This window comes from Lujinxingia vulgaris (genome assembly GCF_007997015.1).
Taxonomy (GTDB): Bacteria; Myxococcota_A; Bradymonadia; order Bradymonadales; family Bradymonadaceae; genus Lujinxingia; species Lujinxingia vulgaris.
The window spans coordinates 220,011-236,288 of sequence record NZ_VOSM01000003.1; the positions used below are offsets into that span (position 1 = coordinate 220,011).

The window sequence follows — 16,278 nt, forward strand, 5'->3', positions numbered from 1 at the left end:
GCATGAGCGATCTTTTTGAGATCCAGGGGAGTGTGGCGTTGGTCACCGGCGCGAGCCGGGGCATTGGCCGCGCGTGTGCGCGCCAGCTCGCACAGGCCGGGGCCATCGTCTACGCGTGTGCGCGCAGTGAAGAGGCGCTTGAGGAGCTTGCCTCGGAGTGTGAAGGCGTGCGCGCCTGCGTGCTCGATCTCCGCGATGAGGTGATGGTCGAGGCGCTGGCCTCCGAGATCATGGAGGCCCACGGGCGCCTCGATGTGCTGGTGAACAACGCCGGGGTGCTCGGCCCGCGCGCCACGCTCGACCAGACCGGCGCCGAGGCCTTGCGCGAGGTGCTGGAGGTCAATGTGGTAGGGGCTTTCAATGTGCTCAGCGCGAGCTATCCGGCGCTTCGCGCGGCGAACGCTCCCAGGGTGATCAACCTCTCATCGAGCGTGGGGCGAAAGGGGCGCGCGCAGTGGGGCGCGTATTCGATCTCGAAGTTCGGGATGGAGGGGCTCAGTGAAATCGCCGCCGACGAGCTTGGCGAGGATGCGGTGGTGGTCACGCTGAACCCGGGCGGCACCGCCACCGATATGCGGGCCGAGGCGTATCCGGATGAAGATCCCGACACGCTCCCCTCGGCCGACGACGTGGCGCAGACGATCGTGTTGCTGACCCGGCAGCTCCGCGCCGAGCATAACGGAGGGCGCTTTAGCAGCCGTGCGCTCTTCGATCTGGCGAAGGCGTCGCCGCAAAAGGCGGTGGAGCTTCCGACCGATTGACGCGTCGCCCCCCATGATTGCAGCGAAGCATGAAGGCTCATCCGACATGAAGGCTCATCCGAGAGGGTGGGTCTTTTGTTTTGGGTTCGCGAAAGGTTCGTGATCCCGTTGAGGCTCTGGCGGGTGGCATCCAGTGCCAGCGTTGACCCCCTGGAGGCCCTGGCGTGTGGCATCGCATGCCAGCGTTAGCCCCCTTGAGGCCCTGGCGGGGGGTATCGCATGTCAGCTTGAGCCCCCTTGAGGCCCTGGCGTGTGGCATCCAATGCCAGCGTTAGCCCCCTTGAGGCCCTGGCGGGGGGTATCGAATGTCAGCTTGAGCCCCCTTGAGGCCCTGGCGGGGGGTATCGAATGCCAGCTTTAGCCCCCTTGAGGCCCTGGCGTGTGGCATCCAATGCCAGTGTTGACCCCCTTGAGGCCCTGGCGTGTGGCATCCAGTGCCAGTGTTGACCCCTTGAGGCCCTGGCGGGTGGCATCCAGTGCCAGTGTTGACCCGTCCCGGCGCCCCGTTCGGGGTATGTTTGTCGCGGTTTCAGGCCCCTCGCCCTGCAGCGTTCGCGATGCCTGTGCCTGGGACGAACGACTCAGCCGGCGCCCGGGGGAATGAGGCGGCTTCGGCGGGCGCGGCGGTTCTGAATGAGGCCCTCGGTCGTGAAGACCACAAGGCCCAGCCAGATAAAGATAAAGCCCACGAGACGCGTCAGGGTCAGGGGTTCGTGGAAGATCAGAACACCGATGAGAAACTGGATGGTGGGTGCCAGGTACTGCATCACCCCGATGACCGTCAGCGAGAGGCGGCGCACCGCGGCGGCGAAGAAGAGGAGCGGCATCATCGTGGCTGCGCCCGCGCCGATGAGCAGAAGCTGCGTGCTCAGCGGGCCGCTCAAGAGGTGGCCTTCACCGCTCCATTCCCAGAAGAGCATAAAGCCCAGCGCGGGCAAAAAGAGCAGCGCGCTCTCCAGCGCGACCCCTTCGATGGCCCCCTGGCGGGCTTTCTTTTTGATGAGCCCGTAGATGGCAAAAGAGGCCGCCAGGCTCAGCGCAATGAGCGGGAGCTGGCCGTAGACCACCGTCAGGTAGACCACGCCCAGTGCGGCCAGGCCGATGGCCATCCACTGGCCGCGGCGAGGCCGCTCATTGAGGATGAGCGCGCCGAGCACGACGTTGATGAGCGGGTTGATGAAGTAGCCCAGCGCCGTCTCCACGATGTAGCCGGCGTTGACCGCCCAGATGTACATCCCCCAGTTGAAGGCCAGAAAGAGCGAGGCGGCCAGGTAGGTCAAGAGCGTGCGCGGGGTGAGTTCGCGCACCCAGGCCCAGCGCCCGCGCACGCCGAGGATGATGGCGACAAAGCCCAGCGACCACACCATGCGGTGCGAGAGGATCTGCATCGCCGGCACGTGCTCCAGGTACTTCCAGTAGAGGGGAAAGAACCCCCACATCAGGTAGGCGCCCAGGGCAAAGCCCAGGCCGCTGCGTAAGGTGCGTTCTTCGTGGGACATAGTCGTGGAGGGGGAAAGCGGGAGGGGGCACAGGAGGTGCCATAAGACGGCGCCGGGGAAGGCGGCCAGGAGAGGGGGCAAGCGCCCGTGGCAACGCTTAGATGCGCGGGAGGGAAGTTGGCAACAAAAAAATGCCCCGGCGACACAGCGGTCGCCGGGGCATGGAGCGATCGAACGAAGCGCGTGTTAGCTCACGTTGCAGAAGACCTCGTAGTCGATAAAGCCGTTCCACTCGGCGTTTTCGCCGCAGAGGGCGCACTCCGGATCGCGGCGCAACTTGAGCTCGCGGAACTGCGTTTTGAGCCCGTCGAAGGTCAGCAGGCGGCCGGCCAGCGGCTCACCGATACCCACGATGAGCTTGATGACCTCAATGGCCTGCAGCATGCCGATGACGCCGGGGATCACGCCGAGCACGCCGGCCTCCTGGCAGCTCGGGGCGAGCTCGGGGGGCGGGGGCTCGGGGTAGAGGCAGCGGTAGCAGGGGCCCTGGTGGGGCACAAAGGAGGTGGCCTGCCCCTCAAAACGGTAGACCGAGCCGTGCACGTTGGGGATGCCCAGGCGCACGCAGGCGTCGTTGACCAGGTAGCGCGTGGCGAAGTTGTCGCCGCCGTCGACGACGACGTCGTAGCCCTCGAAGATCTCCAGGACGTTTTCGCTGCTCAGCCAGGTCTGGTGGGTGTGAATCTCGACGTCGGGGTTGAGCGCCTTCATGCGAGCTTTGGCCGACTCGACCTTGGGCGTGCCGACGGCCTCGTCGGTGTGCAGGATCTGGCGCTGGAGGTTGGAGCGGTCGACCACGTCGCTGTCGATAATACCGATGGTGCCCACGCCTGCCGCCGTCAGGTACATGGCCACCGGGCTTCCCAGAGCGCCGGCGCCGAGCAGCAGCACTTTGGCGTCGATGAGCTTGCGCTGGCCCTTCTCACCGATCTCGGGGATGACCAGGTGGCGGCTGTAGCGGGTGAGCTGCTCGGAGGTCATCGCTTTGGGGATATGCACCGGGTAACCCGAGCGCTTCCAGGCGGTGAAGCCGCCGGCCATCGATTTTACGTCGGTGTAGCCCAGCTCTTCGAGCGAGCGGGCCGCCAGCGCCGAGCGCGTGCCGCCGGCGCAGTAGAGCACGATCGGGGTGTCGCGTTTGGGCACAGCCGTCTCGATCTTCAGGTCGAGCTGGCCGCGGGGGATGAATTCGGCGCCTTCGATATGGCCGTCGACAAACTCTTCGCGCTCGCGCACGTCGATGATGACGGTGGGGTCGTTGGAGGTTTGCAGGGCGCGCACCGCGTCGCTGTCGGTCTCTTTGATCGTTGCTTTTACGCGCTCAATGAGCTCGTCAAATGTAGCCACAATGAACTCCTGAAATGGCATGGGTCGTGGGGCGAGGCATCAATTTCCGGGGGGTGAACACCGGGGCTCGCCAGGTTATTCATACTTCGGGGGTGTGGATTGTTCAACGGTTGGATTTTTCGTCGGATAGTCGCCGTTTTTCGCGCTCATCGAGGGCGTCGCGGAACTCCTGGATGTCGTCGCCGGCGTCGTCGATGGCCACGCGCGCCTGGATCTGAGCCAGCGTGTCGCGAAGCTGGGGGCGGAGCGGGCGCGGCAGGGTGGTGGCGAGCTCCTGGAGCTCTTCCACGAGCGTGGGGTCGGCGAAGAAGGCCAGCGCCTGCAGGGCGGCGATGCGCAGATCTTCGGGGGCCTCATCATCGACGACGAAGGCCAGGAGGTTGGCCCGGCCTTCCGCCGATCGACGCGTGCCCATCGCGTTGAGCGCCTGGCGCCGCAGCTCGCCGGCAAGGGAGGGATCTTCGGTGAAGGTCGCCGCGACGGTGGGGTGGGTGCCGCGGGCGATGTTCAGAAGTTCGGCGTCGATGTCGGGACCGTCGTGCATGCCGAGCATGCTCACCAGCTGGCGCAGCACCGAGGCGCGCAGGCCCGGAACGGCCATCGCCTGGTCAATGGCCTGGCGCGAGACGGGCCGGCGGTGGTGGCGAAGGGCGCGTAACGCCACCGGCACCCGCTCCCCGTTGGGGTGTTCGACGAGCAGGCGCTCCAGGTAGGGGAGCGCCTCGGGGTGGGCGGAGGCGGCCAGCACATCGAGCCCGCGATGAAGGCCGGTGTGCCAGCGCTCGCGCTCGACGTAGTCGATGATTTCCGGAGTGGAAGGCGCGGCATCGTCGCGGGCGCCCAAGGCCCCGATGGCGGCGATGCGCACGTCTGGCGAGTTGTCTTGGAGTGCGCCGGTCAGCGCCTGACGGGCCTCATCGCCGGGGTAGCGGGTCAGGGCGCCGGCGGCCGCAGCTCGAATAAGGGGATCGGGATCCTCGACCAGAAGATCGCTTAGATGCTCGACGCCCTCGGGGTGCAGGAAGTAGCCGAGGGCCTCAATGGCCCGCAGGCGGTGGCGTCGAACCTGGCTGGTGCGCGCCAGATCGAGGAGGGCGTCGACGTCCTCCAGCTCGCCAGTCTCATGGGCGAAATCGCGCCGGGCGATCAGGCCGATGGCCTGCAGCGTGTCTTCGGTGGTCGGGGAGTCTGGCGAGACCTGCGCCGCATCGATCAGGCGGGGGAGCATCGCCACGCCGCCGGCGGCCACCGCGCGCACGCGCTCATTGCGGAGCCGGTCAGGGCCCTGGCCAAAGGTGTCAATGAGCCGCCCGAGCTGGATCAGGGAGCCGAGCCTGCCGATCAGCCGCACCGCGTCGACGTATTTACGTTCGGTGGGGTCGAGCTGGTCGAGGAGATCGAGGAGCGGGTCGGCCGCGCGCGCGCCGTGGGCGGCGATGGCGCGCTGGGTGGCGCGGTAGTCGGGGGCGTCGGTGTGCACGCGCTTCAGATGCGCCATCAGCGTGGGGACAGCCTCGTCGGACGGGAGGCTCGCGAGCATGGGCACCGCGCGGTCGCGGGCGGTGGGGTCGTCGCCGCGCAGGACCTCATCGACGGCGGTGATGGTCGCCGAGGGAATGCGCGTGGTCATGCGCGATAGCTGGTCGCGGCGCGGGGCCTGGGGCTCCAGGACGACCTCGTGGACGATGCGGCGGGCGGTCTCGTCTTCGGTGGGGGCGTCGACCGTTGAGGTCAGCGTGAGCTCGGAGATGGCCACCGAGCGCCCCAGGCGGCGGCGCTCAGCCTCCGGGGCCTCGGCCATCGCGCCGGGCTGCGAGTCCAGGATCATCGCCGAGAGGCAGTTCGTGTAGACCGGCTCGGGAAAGGTCACGGTGAGCCCGCCGGATTCAAAGAGGTCGTCTGTAGATACGTCGGGAAGCGCGACGCGGAAGCGCAGCCCATCGCTCAGCCCGATGAGCAGCTCGGTGGGGCGGGCGTAGCTCTCGAAGTGGTCGCGGGAGCGGCCGTGGCCGGGGAAGATGTGCAGGCCCCGGATGGGCACGGCGGTGGTGACGTTGGCGCTGACGTATTCGCCCACTCCGCCCTCGCCAGAGCCTTCGATCCACGCCGTCTTAAGGTCGGCGTCGCCCAGCGAGATGGGACGCGCCGGGAGGCCGCCGACGGGCGCGCCGCGCACATCACTGCTGGCCAGCGCCCAGCTGAAGATATTGGCGGTCAGCGGTATCCGGTAGGCGCGCTCGGGGAGCGTCGCCTCCAGATCGATGGCCTGCTCAAGCTGCAGATCGATGCGGTCGCCGGCGACAAAGCGCCCCTGGTCGGGATCGAAGATCTCAAAGCCGCGATCTTCTTCTTTTTGAAGTCCGCAAAACGAAGGGCCGCGAGTTCTGTCGGCGCGTACCAGCGTGGTGGTGTCGGGGGCGTCCTCTGGCGAGAGCTGTCGAAACCCGAGCGAGGCGCCGCCATCGAGACGGGTGTATTCACCGCGGCCGATCACGCCGCAGCTCCAGCCGGTGGAGCTGTTGGCGCGATCGACCCACATCGCCACCTGGTAGACCGGCGGATCGAGGGGGCCGCGCTGGTAGTCGGCGCGGGCCTCCAGGATGATCGCGTGACCGGTCGAGGTGAGTTTTCGGCTCTGGATCTCGAAGATGTAGAAGTTCTGGCCGACCTCCCGGGGGAAGGTCGTGCGGCAGATCGCGGAGGTGCGCCCGGGGCCCCCGGCCAGCTCCACGTTCCAGATACGTTCGTCGGCGTCGGCGCGCTGGTAGATGTTGAGCTGCAGCGCGGGTCGACGCCGCTCCAGCTCGATGGTCTCGCTGTGGCGCTCGATGCGCTCGGGGGCGCTGATCTGCGCGCTCACGGGCTGTGCGCCCAGCGCGATGAGCGCGCTCGTCAGGAGCGCGCTTGCTGCGGGGGCGCCGCGCAATATCGGCAGAACTCGGAGAGGGGAGGGCGCGCCAGAGGGCGACGTGAACATGAACGATCCGTGGCTTGGGTGCTCGCGCCGGGGGGCCGGCGATTTTTTGACACCCCGCCGGGGCGCTCTTACCGTCGGGGCGGAGTTGGTTTACGCGTTATCAGGACGTCGCATGGACATCATCACCAAAAGTTCTCCCCGGGTCGTGCTCGCCAGTGGCTCTCCTCGCCGCCTGGAGCTGATGCAGCGCCTGGGCTTTGAGCCGCTTGTTTACAAGAGCGACATCGAAGAGGTGCCCCGCGCCGGGGAGTCGCCCGAAGCATATACTCTGCGACTCGCCAGGGAAAAGGGCGAGGCTGTGGCCGATGCGCTGGCCGGCGACAGTGAGCTTCCCGGGTGGGTGCTCTCGGCGGATACCATCGTGGTGTTGGATGGCGAGATCCTGGAGAAACCTGCCGATGAGGCCGACGCCCGCGCGATGCTCGCCAGGCTGGCCGGCAACACACACGAGGTCATCACCGCCTACTGCTGGACCTGGCGCGCGCCGGGGCAGCCCGCTGATGCGCGCGTCTCAAAGGCCGTCGCGGTGCGCGCTGACGTGTGGATGCGCGAGCTCACCGAGGATCATATCCGTCGCTACGCCGCCAGTGGCGAGCCGATGGATAAGGCCGGAAGCTACGGCATTCAGGATCTGGGTAGCACGCTGGTGCGACGCATTGAGGGCTCCTACTTCTGCGTGGTGGGCCTGCCGGTCTGCGAGGTTGTGGAGACGCTGGAGGAGCTCGGTGGCATCCAGGGGTTCCCGCTATGAGTGCTTCCTCTGACATCGATGTTGATGTGCTGAAGTCGCGTCTTGAGGAGGTGGAGGCCCGCATCGTCGCGGCTTGCGAGCGGGCGGGGCGCCGGCGAGATGAGGTTACGCTCATCGCCGTAAGCAAGACCCACCCGATCGAGGCGATTGAGGCGCTGGCGGAGCTGGGTGTGCGTGATTTTGGCGAGTCCTACGTGCAGGAGTGGCAGGAGAAGGCCGCGGAGCTCGAAGAGAGCGTGCGCTGGCACTTCATCGGCGGGCTGCAGTCCAACAAGGCGCGTTTTGTGGCCGGGGAGGTCGCGCTGATTCATTCGGTCGACCGCAAAAGCCTCGTCAAAGCGCTGGCGCGCCGCTCGGATTCGACGGTCGACGTGCTTCTGCAGGTCAACATCAGTGGCGAGGAGAGCAAGGGTGGGGTGGAGCCCGCTGATCTCAACGACTTTTATGCCAACGTGGTCGCCCGGCCCGAGCTGCGGGTACGCGGGGTGATGGGCATGGCGCCTTATGCCGACGATCCGGAGGAGGCGCGCCCCTATTTTCGGCGGCTGCGTGAGCTTTTTGAGGGCCTGGTCGCCTACGCGCAGGAACACGCCCCGGAGCGCGCCGGGGATCTTCGGGAGATCTCGATGGGCATGTCCGGGGATTTTGAAGTCGCAATTGAAGAAGGTGCCACATTGATTCGCGTGGGCAGCGCGCTCTTTGGAGAGAGGAATTACGATGCATGAGCCCGATGAAACACCGGAAGCAGCGGCTTCGGCCGACACCGAAAAGCTCGTGGTGCCTGCGCTTTCCGACGATGATGCGCCGACCTTTGATGCGCGCCTGAACGACTATCTCGTGATCCTGATCGGCTGCGGGAAGATGGGGCGGGCGCTGGCCGAGGGATGGATCGACAGCGGCGCGCTCGACCCGCGTCGCCTGGTCTGCCTGGATGCGCATGAGAAGACGGCTCAGGACCTGGCCGACGACTTAAACGCGCGTGAGGCCATCCCGGAGGTGGAGCTTGATGAGAACGACAAGCCCATCCGGCGCCCGCGCCTTTATATGGTGGCAGTTAAGCCCGGTGATGTGCGCGCGGTGCTCGAGGCGCGTCAGGAGGAGTTCACCGATGAAGACACGATCATCTCGATCGCTGCCGGCGTGAAGATCGCGTCGATGCGCCGCTACGCCGGGCCGCTCGCCGGAATGGCGCGCGCGATGCCGAATACGCCGGCGCTGGTCGGCGCGGGGGTCACCGGTGTGATGGGCGACGGCACCGTCGATATGGCCGCGATCGGAGCGCTCTTTGAGGCGGTCGGAAAGGTCGTGCGCATCAAAGACGAAGATCATTTTCACGCGCTCACCGCCATCAGTGGCAGCGGTCCGGCGTATATCTTTACGGCGGTGGAGGCGCTGGCCGACGGCGGCGTCTTTATGGGCCTTGATCGCAAGACCGCCATCGAGCTTGCCAGCGCGGTAATGGAAGGGGCGGCGCGGTTGGCCCAGGAGCGAAGCTACGTGCACACCGCCGAGCTCAAAGATCAGGTGGCGAGCCCGGGGGGCACGACCATCGCGGCGCTCGTCGCGTTGGAGGAGCACGGCTTTCGCCACGCGCTGATCCGCGCGGTGGAGGCCGCCGCCCGCCGCAGCGCCGAGCTCAGCGAAGAGGTCTCGGAGCGACGCATCGAAGAGGAAGGGCCCATCGGATAGATGGTTTTTGCACCACCCCACGGGAGCAGGGCAGCACCCACGTCAACGCCATGGATGAGGTAGAAGATGTTCAAGTTCAGCGCCGATGATATCGCCAATCAGTCGTTTCAGTCGAAGTTCCGGGGCTACGACGCCGACCAGGTTCACGAGTTTCTGGAGGGGCTTGCCCGCGAGTGGCGCCAGGTCCAGGACGCGGTGCGGCGGATGCAGGATGAGCTCGACGAGCAGACCCGCGAGCTGCGCGACTACCGCCGCCGTGAGCGCAGCCTGGTCGAAGCCCTGGAGATGGCCCGGCAGGTCGCCGAGGAGATCCGCCATCAGGCCGATCGCGACGCCGAGCTCGTGCTGGCCGAGACCGAGCTCAAAGCCGAGCGCATGCTCACGCGTGCCGAGCAGAAGGTCGGGCAGCTGCGCTCGGAGATGCTGGAGCTGCATCAGCATCGGGTGCGTTTTCAGAGCGAGCTCAAGCATATGGTCGAGAGCTATGGCTCGATGATCGCGCATTTTGAGAAGCGCGCCGAAGGCGTGGAGGTGCTCCCGCCCATCCCCGGTCACGCGCCCAGCCCGGTCTCGCCACGCACTGAGGAGAGCGCGCAGGCGGCTGAGAGTGATGAGAGCGAAGAGGTCGACGACGACGCGCTGGTCGATGAGCGCCCGCGCCGTCATACCTCGCCAGGGATGATCGCCGGCTCCTCGACCTCGCATTGAGGTGGGAAGGGTAGGGCCGCAAGAGATCGTTTGGTGGTTGGGCCGATGTGCGTACCTCTTGGTGCGGCGCGTCGCGCAATGATTGCGTGACGCGCGCCCACCCCTGTGATCTTCGAGGTCGATGTGAAGTTGTTGCGCGCCACCCTTGTTGCGATCCTTGTCTCCGCACTCACGATCTTCAGCGCGCCGGCCCGGGCCGAGGTGATGCCCGGGCTTATCAGCCGACCCGGCGCGGAGGTCGCGCTGACCTACTATTATCCCGAGCGTTTTGAACCGGCGATTGCCCAGCTCGACGCCGAGGCCACCGAGGTGGTTGAGGCGCTGGAGCGCCGTCTGGGAGTCGATGCGCTCGACGGCGTTGACGTCTACCTGCTGCACGACATGAACACCTATTTTGAGTGGAAGGGCGCCGACTACCGCCCGTCGAGCTGGGCGGTGGGGCTTTCGTTGAGTGACCGCTCCACGGTGCTGGTCAAGCACGGGGTGGGGTCGGCGGCGGAGCCGGTCGATATCCGCAAAACCTTCATTCATGAGCTTGCGCACGTGGCGGTCGACCGCGCTCGCGGCGGACATCATGTGCCCCGGTGGTTCAACGAGGGCTTTGCCGTACTTCACGCTGAGGAGTGGACGCCCGAGCGCAGCGATACGCTGACGCGCGCGGCATCGACGGGCAGCGTGATGGCGTTTTCGGCCCTGGACCGCTACTTCCCGCCGCACCACCAGTCGGTGTCGTTGGCCTACGCGCAGAGCTTTCATTTTGTGCGTCACCTGGAGCAGCGCTTCGGCGAGGACTTTTTTGCTGAGGTGATGGCCCAGGTGCGGGCGGGTACGCCTTTTGAGGAGGCGGTGCATAAGAGCAGCGGAAGCACCTTGAGCGCGCTGGAGACGCAGTGGCGAAACGATCTGGAGGAGGGCGCCTCCTTCTGGGCGATCCTGGGCGATGCCAACGGTCTTTTTTTTGGCGCCTCCTTTCTTTTCCTTGTAGCGTTCGTGGTGCGCGTGATGCGTAAGCGCCGCCAGGCGCAAGCGATGGTCGATGATGACGACCCCGGGCCGTGGGATTACGACCCGGAGCTTTACCCCTTGCCTGGCCAGGATCGCTGACGTCGCGTCGCGCCGGCTGCCACGGATGGCAGCATACGCAGGCATCGACACGAACGACGATTGCAGCCAGGAGCTAAGGATGGCTCAGAGCATCTCCGACGTATTCTCTCGCGCCCATGACAGCGACCGAACGCAGCGGCGGACCGCGCGCTTTGTCGCGCCGAAGTCCGATGAGGCGCCGCCGAGCGCGGCGCAGACCCCGACGCTCAACTTAAGCGCTGGCGAGGCCGATGAGGCGCGCCGCGCGGCGTTTCGGCCGCGCGAGAGCGTGGCGCTTCGACGCGATGTGCTCGAAGCCTTTGTAGCCGCCTCGCTGGCCGATCGCGCCCATGTGGCTGAAGATGACGCGGAGGTCGCGCGCCGCCACATCGAGGTGGCCCGCGCCTGTGAGGCGCTTGGTGATTTTGAGCGCGCGCTTGAGATGCTGCGTTGCGCGGGCATCCATGAGGTGATGACCTGGGAGGTCGCACACCTGGTGCGCCGCCTTCGCCGCGCGCTGGGCGACGATGACGCCGTGATCGACGCGCTGGAGCGCGCGCTGGCGCTGCGCGACCAGCCCTCCTGGGCACCGACCTATGTGGAGCTTGAGTTGGCCACCACGCGCTGGATGCGCGGTGGAAGCCCCGATGAGGTGCTGCGCGGCTGCGATCGTGCCGCCGACGAGCGCGAGGGGCGCGCCTGCCTCGACATCTTCGCGGCGCTCTGGGCGCTGCACCTTCGCTGCGACGCGCTGCTGGAGCGTGGCGAGTTTGAGGAGGCACTCTCTGCGCTGGAAGAAGCCGCGCGCCTGCCGGAGCTTTCGGTCGACATTCGCCAGGCGCTGGAGTCTCGCCGGGCGGTGTGGCTGCACGTGTTCGGGCGTCATGACGAAGCCCGCGACCTACTCAACGATCTGGCCAACCAGGGCCAACTTCCCGGCGATCTTGACGATCTGCTGGTGAGCCTGTGTTTTGAATCTGGCGAGGTGGGCCGCGCCTTCGGCGTGCTGCGTCGCTCGGCGCGTCAGGAGCTGCGCCAGGGCGTGCACGCGGTGCCGCTGGCGATGTTGCACCTGACTGCCTCCGATCATCCCGCCGCTGCCCGCGACGTGTTGCGCCAGGGCACCGAGCGCGATGACGACTGGACGCTCCTGCGCCTGCGTGAGCATCTTTTGGAAAGTGAACCCGAAGCGCAGGGTGGGGGAGGCTCCGAGCTGATCGACGTGCTCAACCGTCGCCTGGAAGGCCCGCTCTCGGTGAGCGAGCGTGTGAGCACGCTGACGCGCCTCGGTCGTCTCTATGAGGTTGAAGCCGGGCTTGCCGAGGCAGCCGCTGAGGTCTACCGCGAGGCGCTCAGCTACGACCCTCGCCATGTGCCCGCGCTGCGCGCGCTGGGCCGTCTCTATACCCGCCGCGAGAACTGGCGCGGGCTTGCCGACCTCTACGAGCGCGAGATCACCTCGGCGGACTCTGCGGCCGGCGCCTGGCGTCGTCATTTCCAGCTGGCCGAGGTGTACGAACATCGCCTCGAGCGCGATGAGCGCGCCCTGGAGCACTACCTGCTGGTGCTGGAGGTGCGCCCCAATTACCTGCCTGCGCTTAAGAGCGCCGCGCGTATCTTGAGCCGACTGGAGCGCTGGACGCAGCTTGCCGACCTCTTCCTGGGCCTTGTGGAAGTGGCGCCCTCGCGCCGCCAGAAGCTCTACCTGCTCGATAAGGTCGCCGAGGTGGCCGAGCAGCAGCTCAAGAACTACGAGGTCGCCATCGGCGCCTGGCTGGAGATCCTCGCCATCGACGAGACCAACCCCCGCTGTTTTGCAGCGCTGGGGCGTCTGTACGCGCGCACCCACCGCTGGGAAGACCTCATTGCGCTCAACGAGCGTGAGATCGCGCTGATCGACGATCCGGAAGAGGTCGCTGCGACCTGGCTTCGCAACGCCGAGGTGGCTGAGCAGCAGCTCGATGACGTGGTGCGCGCCGAGCGTTATTACCGCCGCGCCCTGGAGGTGCTCCCCGACTTTTTGCCCGCCCTCGAAGCGCTGGGACGCATTTATATGCGCGGCTCGCGCTGGGATGAGATCGTGCAGATGACCGGTCGTGAGCTGCACACCATCACCGACCCGCGCGCCGCCGCCCGTCAGCTGGGAGCGCTGGCCGAACTTCTGGAGACTCGCCTGGAGCGCCGCGATGAGGCTGTGGCCATCTATGAGCAGCTCCTGGCGATGAACCCGAACGACAGCCACGTGTTCAACGCGCTGAGCCGGCTCTACCGCCAGAGTGGGGCGTGGACCTCGCTGGAGGCGCTGCTGCTCAACCGCCTGGCCTACATCACCGGCGCCGCCGAGCTCGCCGCGGGGTGGGGCGAGCTTGCGATGATCGCGGAGTGGCGCCTGAACAACGCGCAGGATGCCTGCGCGCGCTACCTGGAGGCGCTGCAGGTCGAGCCCACCAACACCCACTGGTTGGGCGGGGTGGCGCGTACCTGGAAGCGCGCCGGTCATGCTCCGGACGCCATCGCCGATCAGCTCGAAGATCTTTTGATGCACGCGACCGAAGCCACGCTTCGCGACCGCTACTTCATGGTGATCGCGCGTCTTCGTGAGCGCGCCGAAGTCTCACCCGACGCCAGCCGGGCCTACCGCGCCCATGGCGCGGCCGACAGCCTGGAGAACCAGATCGTGCTGCGCGTGGCGATGGCCTGTGCGGCTGAGCGCGCCGAGCTTGCTCAGGCGCGGGTGCGACTTCCGCACCACCCCCTGCAGGCGCTGGTGGCCATGGGCCGCCACAACCTCAACGCCTGGGAACGCGACGCTCTGGCCGGCCATGAGTTTGAGATGTTGCCCTCGGCGGCGCGCGCCTTCCTCAGCCAGGAGATCGAGCTGACAAGCGCGGCGGCGGCCACCAACCTCTCGGGGCTGAGCGCCGATCTGGTCGCGGTGCTCAACGGCAGCGAGATCTTTGCGCAGAATCCCGGCGATTCGATGTCGGCCGCCGAGCAGCGCCTGCGCGCCTTGCAGGCGCGCAGGCTTCAGGAGCACGCCCGCTACCTGTCGTGGACGACGCTTGAGGCCGACACGCACACCAACCCCCTGGTGCGCGCCTCGCGCCGCCTGGAGATGGCCCGCTACGCCTCGCGTCACGGGCTCGCCGGCGCCGATGACCTTTATACGCTGGCCTGCGAGGCGACTTTCCCCGAGCTGGTCGAGCATGTGGGTCCGACTTTGGTTCCGGAGGGTGAGGCCGAACTCGACCCTGCCGACGAGGCGTCCACCGCGATGATCCCGGCTGACTGCGAGCATATCGAGGCGCTCTACACCGCGCTCCGAGAGACCTCGCGTTGGGACCTGCTGCGCCACTGCCTTCAGGCCCATGTCGGGCGCGAAGGTTTAAGCCAGACCCGTCGCCTGGAGCTCTTTGAGTTGCTCGCCACGCTTTGCGCCGACGAGCTCGCGGACTACGAGGGCGCGCAGCGCGCGCTGACCACCTGCTGGCAGATCTCCGAAGACGCGACCTACCTGCGCTCGCTGGTGGAGCTGGCCTCGCGTTTTGAGAAGATCGACGACGCCATCGACTTCCAGCGCCGCCACTTCGAGTGCATCACCATGGACGACGAGCACGTCGTCGAGGAGCGCATTCAGTCGGGCTACTGGCTCGGCCGCCTGCTGATGAGCGTCGACGATGAAGCGCACCTGGAGCAGGCCATCGACTGCCTGGAAGACCTCGTACACGACTACGAGGGGCTCGAAGCCTTGCACCGCGCTGAGCGGCTGCTGGCCCGCGCCCATCGTCAGGCCGGCAGTGGCCGACGCTCCGCCGAGCTCTACGAGCGTGTGCTGAAGTTCCAGGTCATCGGCGAAGAGCTCGACGACTGGCGCGCGCTGGTCGATGTGCGTCATCGTCTGCTCAATGATGTCGCCGGTGCCTACACCCTGCAGTGGCAGATCGTGCGCGCCTTCCCCGACTCTCGCGCCGACCTGGATCTGCTCATCGATCTGGCTGCCGAAGCCGGGGAGGTCGCCGATTGTGTGGAGCAGCTCGCGCAGCTCTCTCACGCGACGAGCTCGGCGGCGAAGATCGATCTACTGGCGCGCGCGGCCGAAGCCGCCGACGAGGAGCTCGGCCATATCGAAGAGGCCGCGCGCTACTTCGAGCGTCTCATCACGCTGTGTGAACAGGACACCGAGCGCTCGGCCTACTTCCGTCGCCGCCGCGCCTTCTGCCTGGCGCGTATGGCCGGTCGCGAAGCACTGGCGATGAAGGCCTTCCGCGAGCTGCTCGCTGAAGAGCCCTTTGAGCCCACGAACTACCGTGGTCTGGAGACGCTCTTTGAGCGCGCCCAGGCTCACGATCGCCTGCGCCTGACCCGCCAGACCCTGCGCGCGCTGGGCGCGAAGGTGGAGCTCAGTGAGGCCCGCACCAAGACCACGCCCTCGCGCGCGGTCGACGCCGAGCTGGTGGAGCGCCACCTGATCGACGATGCCCTTCGCGGCGGCGTCTTCCAGGCGCTGCAGGCGGCGGTGCCCCTTGTGGAGCGCGTCTTCTCGGAGACCTTGCCCCAGAAGAAGGCCCTCGACGGTCAGCGCCTGCGCTCCGGCGATCATCCGGTCTACGACGCGATCGCCGATGGTTTTGCCGCCATCGGCGTGGTGAAGTTCCGACTCGTTGTGGGCGACAGCGGCCCGGAGCATCCGGTGGTCTTCGCTGAGAGCACGCCGACGGTCTGGCTCAATGAGGCGCTGATCGACGGGCTCAGTGAGGCCGGGCTGCGCTTTGTCGGCGGCTACTGCGCCGCGCTCGTCGTCAGCGACCTTGCGCCCTTGATGAGCCTGGATGGCCGTCAGGTCTGGCACCTGATGGAGGGCGTTGCCCTGCGTCAGAACGGCCGCGGGTTTACAGACCGCGTCGATCTGCAGAGCCAGGAGCTCGGCGAGCAGGTCGGTGGGCCTTTCCACACCCCGGCGCGCCGTCGTCTGGCCCAGGCGATTGAGGCGCATGAGGGCCTCATTGAGCGACTGGCCACGGCCCATTGTGAGGCGTGGGGCCGCAACGTCGACGCGTTTGCCGCGCGTTTTGGTCTCTTGATCTGCGGCGATGTGGCCGCCGCCGTCGAAGCGATGCTTCGCCTGGAAGGTTGGGGCATGGCGCTCGACGAGGTCGCCACCCAGAAACGCATCCGCCACCACGACGGTGTGGGAGCGCTGGTCGCTTTCGCCCACGACGACGCCTTCCTGGAGCTTCGCTACCGCCTGGGACTGGCCGGCCGCCCCAGCGCGCTGGAGATCTGAACAGGCATTGAGACCGGCACAGCCTTCATGATGAAAACACCCCGGAGCGATCCGGGGTGTTTTTTTTATACGCGCAACAATCGAAGTTTAGTCTTGCCTAAATCTTTTATGGGGTTAGATTAACTTCTCAGGTGGGGGCGGCTAATTTTCGCCCGGGCGCATAGGGTATGCGCCGACAT

10 protein-coding genes are annotated in these 16,278 nt (G+C 66.8%); 7 read left to right on the plus strand and 3 right to left on the minus strand.

Features of this window, described 5'->3' with window-relative positions; translation table 11 throughout:
* The first annotated feature begins 2 nt into the window (after nucleotides 1–2).
* On the plus strand, nucleotides 3–761 hold the full coding sequence (locus FRC98_RS07925) for an SDR family oxidoreductase (RefSeq protein ID WP_146980764.1): 759 nt from the start codon (nucleotides 3–5) through the stop codon (nucleotides 759–761).
* A gap of 581 nt (nucleotides 762–1,342) precedes the next feature.
* Here FRC98_RS07925 and rarD read toward each other — a convergent pair.
* The 3 genes from rarD to FRC98_RS07940 all read right to left on the minus strand — a co-directional run bounded on the left by rarD (nucleotide 1,343) and on the right by FRC98_RS07940 (nucleotide 6,584).
* Complete coding sequence (gene rarD, locus FRC98_RS07930; RefSeq protein WP_146980765.1) at nucleotides 1,343–2,260, minus strand: EamA family transporter RarD; 918 nt, start codon at nucleotides 2,258–2,260, stop codon at nucleotides 1,343–1,345.
* A gap of 186 nt (nucleotides 2,261–2,446) precedes the next feature.
* Nucleotides 2,447–3,610, minus strand: coding sequence for a molybdopterin-synthase adenylyltransferase MoeB (gene moeB, locus FRC98_RS07935; RefSeq protein ID WP_347342157.1), 1,164 nt, complete (start codon nucleotides 3,608–3,610; stop codon nucleotides 2,447–2,449).
* A 100-nt stretch (nucleotides 3,611–3,710) separates the two neighbouring features.
* Nucleotides 3,711–6,584 (minus strand): HEAT repeat domain-containing protein, encoded by a 2,874-nt coding sequence (locus FRC98_RS07940; protein WP_146980767.1) that lies wholly within the window; start codon nucleotides 6,582–6,584, stop codon nucleotides 3,711–3,713.
* A gap of 112 nt (nucleotides 6,585–6,696) precedes the next feature.
* Between FRC98_RS07940 and FRC98_RS07945 the strand changes: the two genes are divergently transcribed.
* The 6 genes from FRC98_RS07945 (at nucleotide 6,697) to FRC98_RS07970 (ending at nucleotide 16,099) form a co-directional block, all read left to right on the plus strand.
* The gene (locus FRC98_RS07945) at nucleotides 6,697–7,335 is read left to right on the plus strand and encodes a Maf family protein (RefSeq protein ID WP_146980768.1); all 639 of its coding nucleotides are present in this window, start codon (nucleotides 6,697–6,699) and stop codon (nucleotides 7,333–7,335) included.
* Nucleotides 7,332–8,060 (plus strand): YggS family pyridoxal phosphate-dependent enzyme, encoded by a 729-nt coding sequence (locus tag FRC98_RS07950; RefSeq protein ID WP_230467413.1) that lies wholly within the window; start codon nucleotides 7,332–7,334, stop codon nucleotides 8,058–8,060. Before FRC98_RS07945 ends, FRC98_RS07950 begins: the two co-directional genes overlap by 4 nt.
* On the plus strand, nucleotides 8,053–9,024 hold the full coding sequence (gene proC / locus FRC98_RS07955; protein WP_146980769.1) for a pyrroline-5-carboxylate reductase: 972 nt from the start codon (nucleotides 8,053–8,055) through the stop codon (nucleotides 9,022–9,024). The genes FRC98_RS07950 and proC overlap by 8 nt, the downstream gene beginning before the upstream one ends.
* A gap of 66 nt (nucleotides 9,025–9,090) precedes the next feature.
* Nucleotides 9,091–9,732, plus strand: coding sequence for a DivIVA domain-containing protein (locus tag FRC98_RS07960; protein ID WP_146980770.1), 642 nt, complete (start codon nucleotides 9,091–9,093; stop codon nucleotides 9,730–9,732).
* A gap of 123 nt (nucleotides 9,733–9,855) precedes the next feature.
* Nucleotides 9,856–10,836, plus strand: coding sequence for a peptidase MA family metallohydrolase (locus FRC98_RS07965; RefSeq protein WP_146980771.1), 981 nt, complete (start codon nucleotides 9,856–9,858; stop codon nucleotides 10,834–10,836).
* Between the two features lie 79 nt (nucleotides 10,837–10,915).
* On the plus strand, nucleotides 10,916–16,099 hold the full coding sequence (locus FRC98_RS07970) for a hypothetical protein (RefSeq protein WP_230467414.1): 5,184 nt from the start codon (nucleotides 10,916–10,918) through the stop codon (nucleotides 16,097–16,099).
* Nucleotides 16,100–16,278 lie beyond the last annotated feature (179 nt).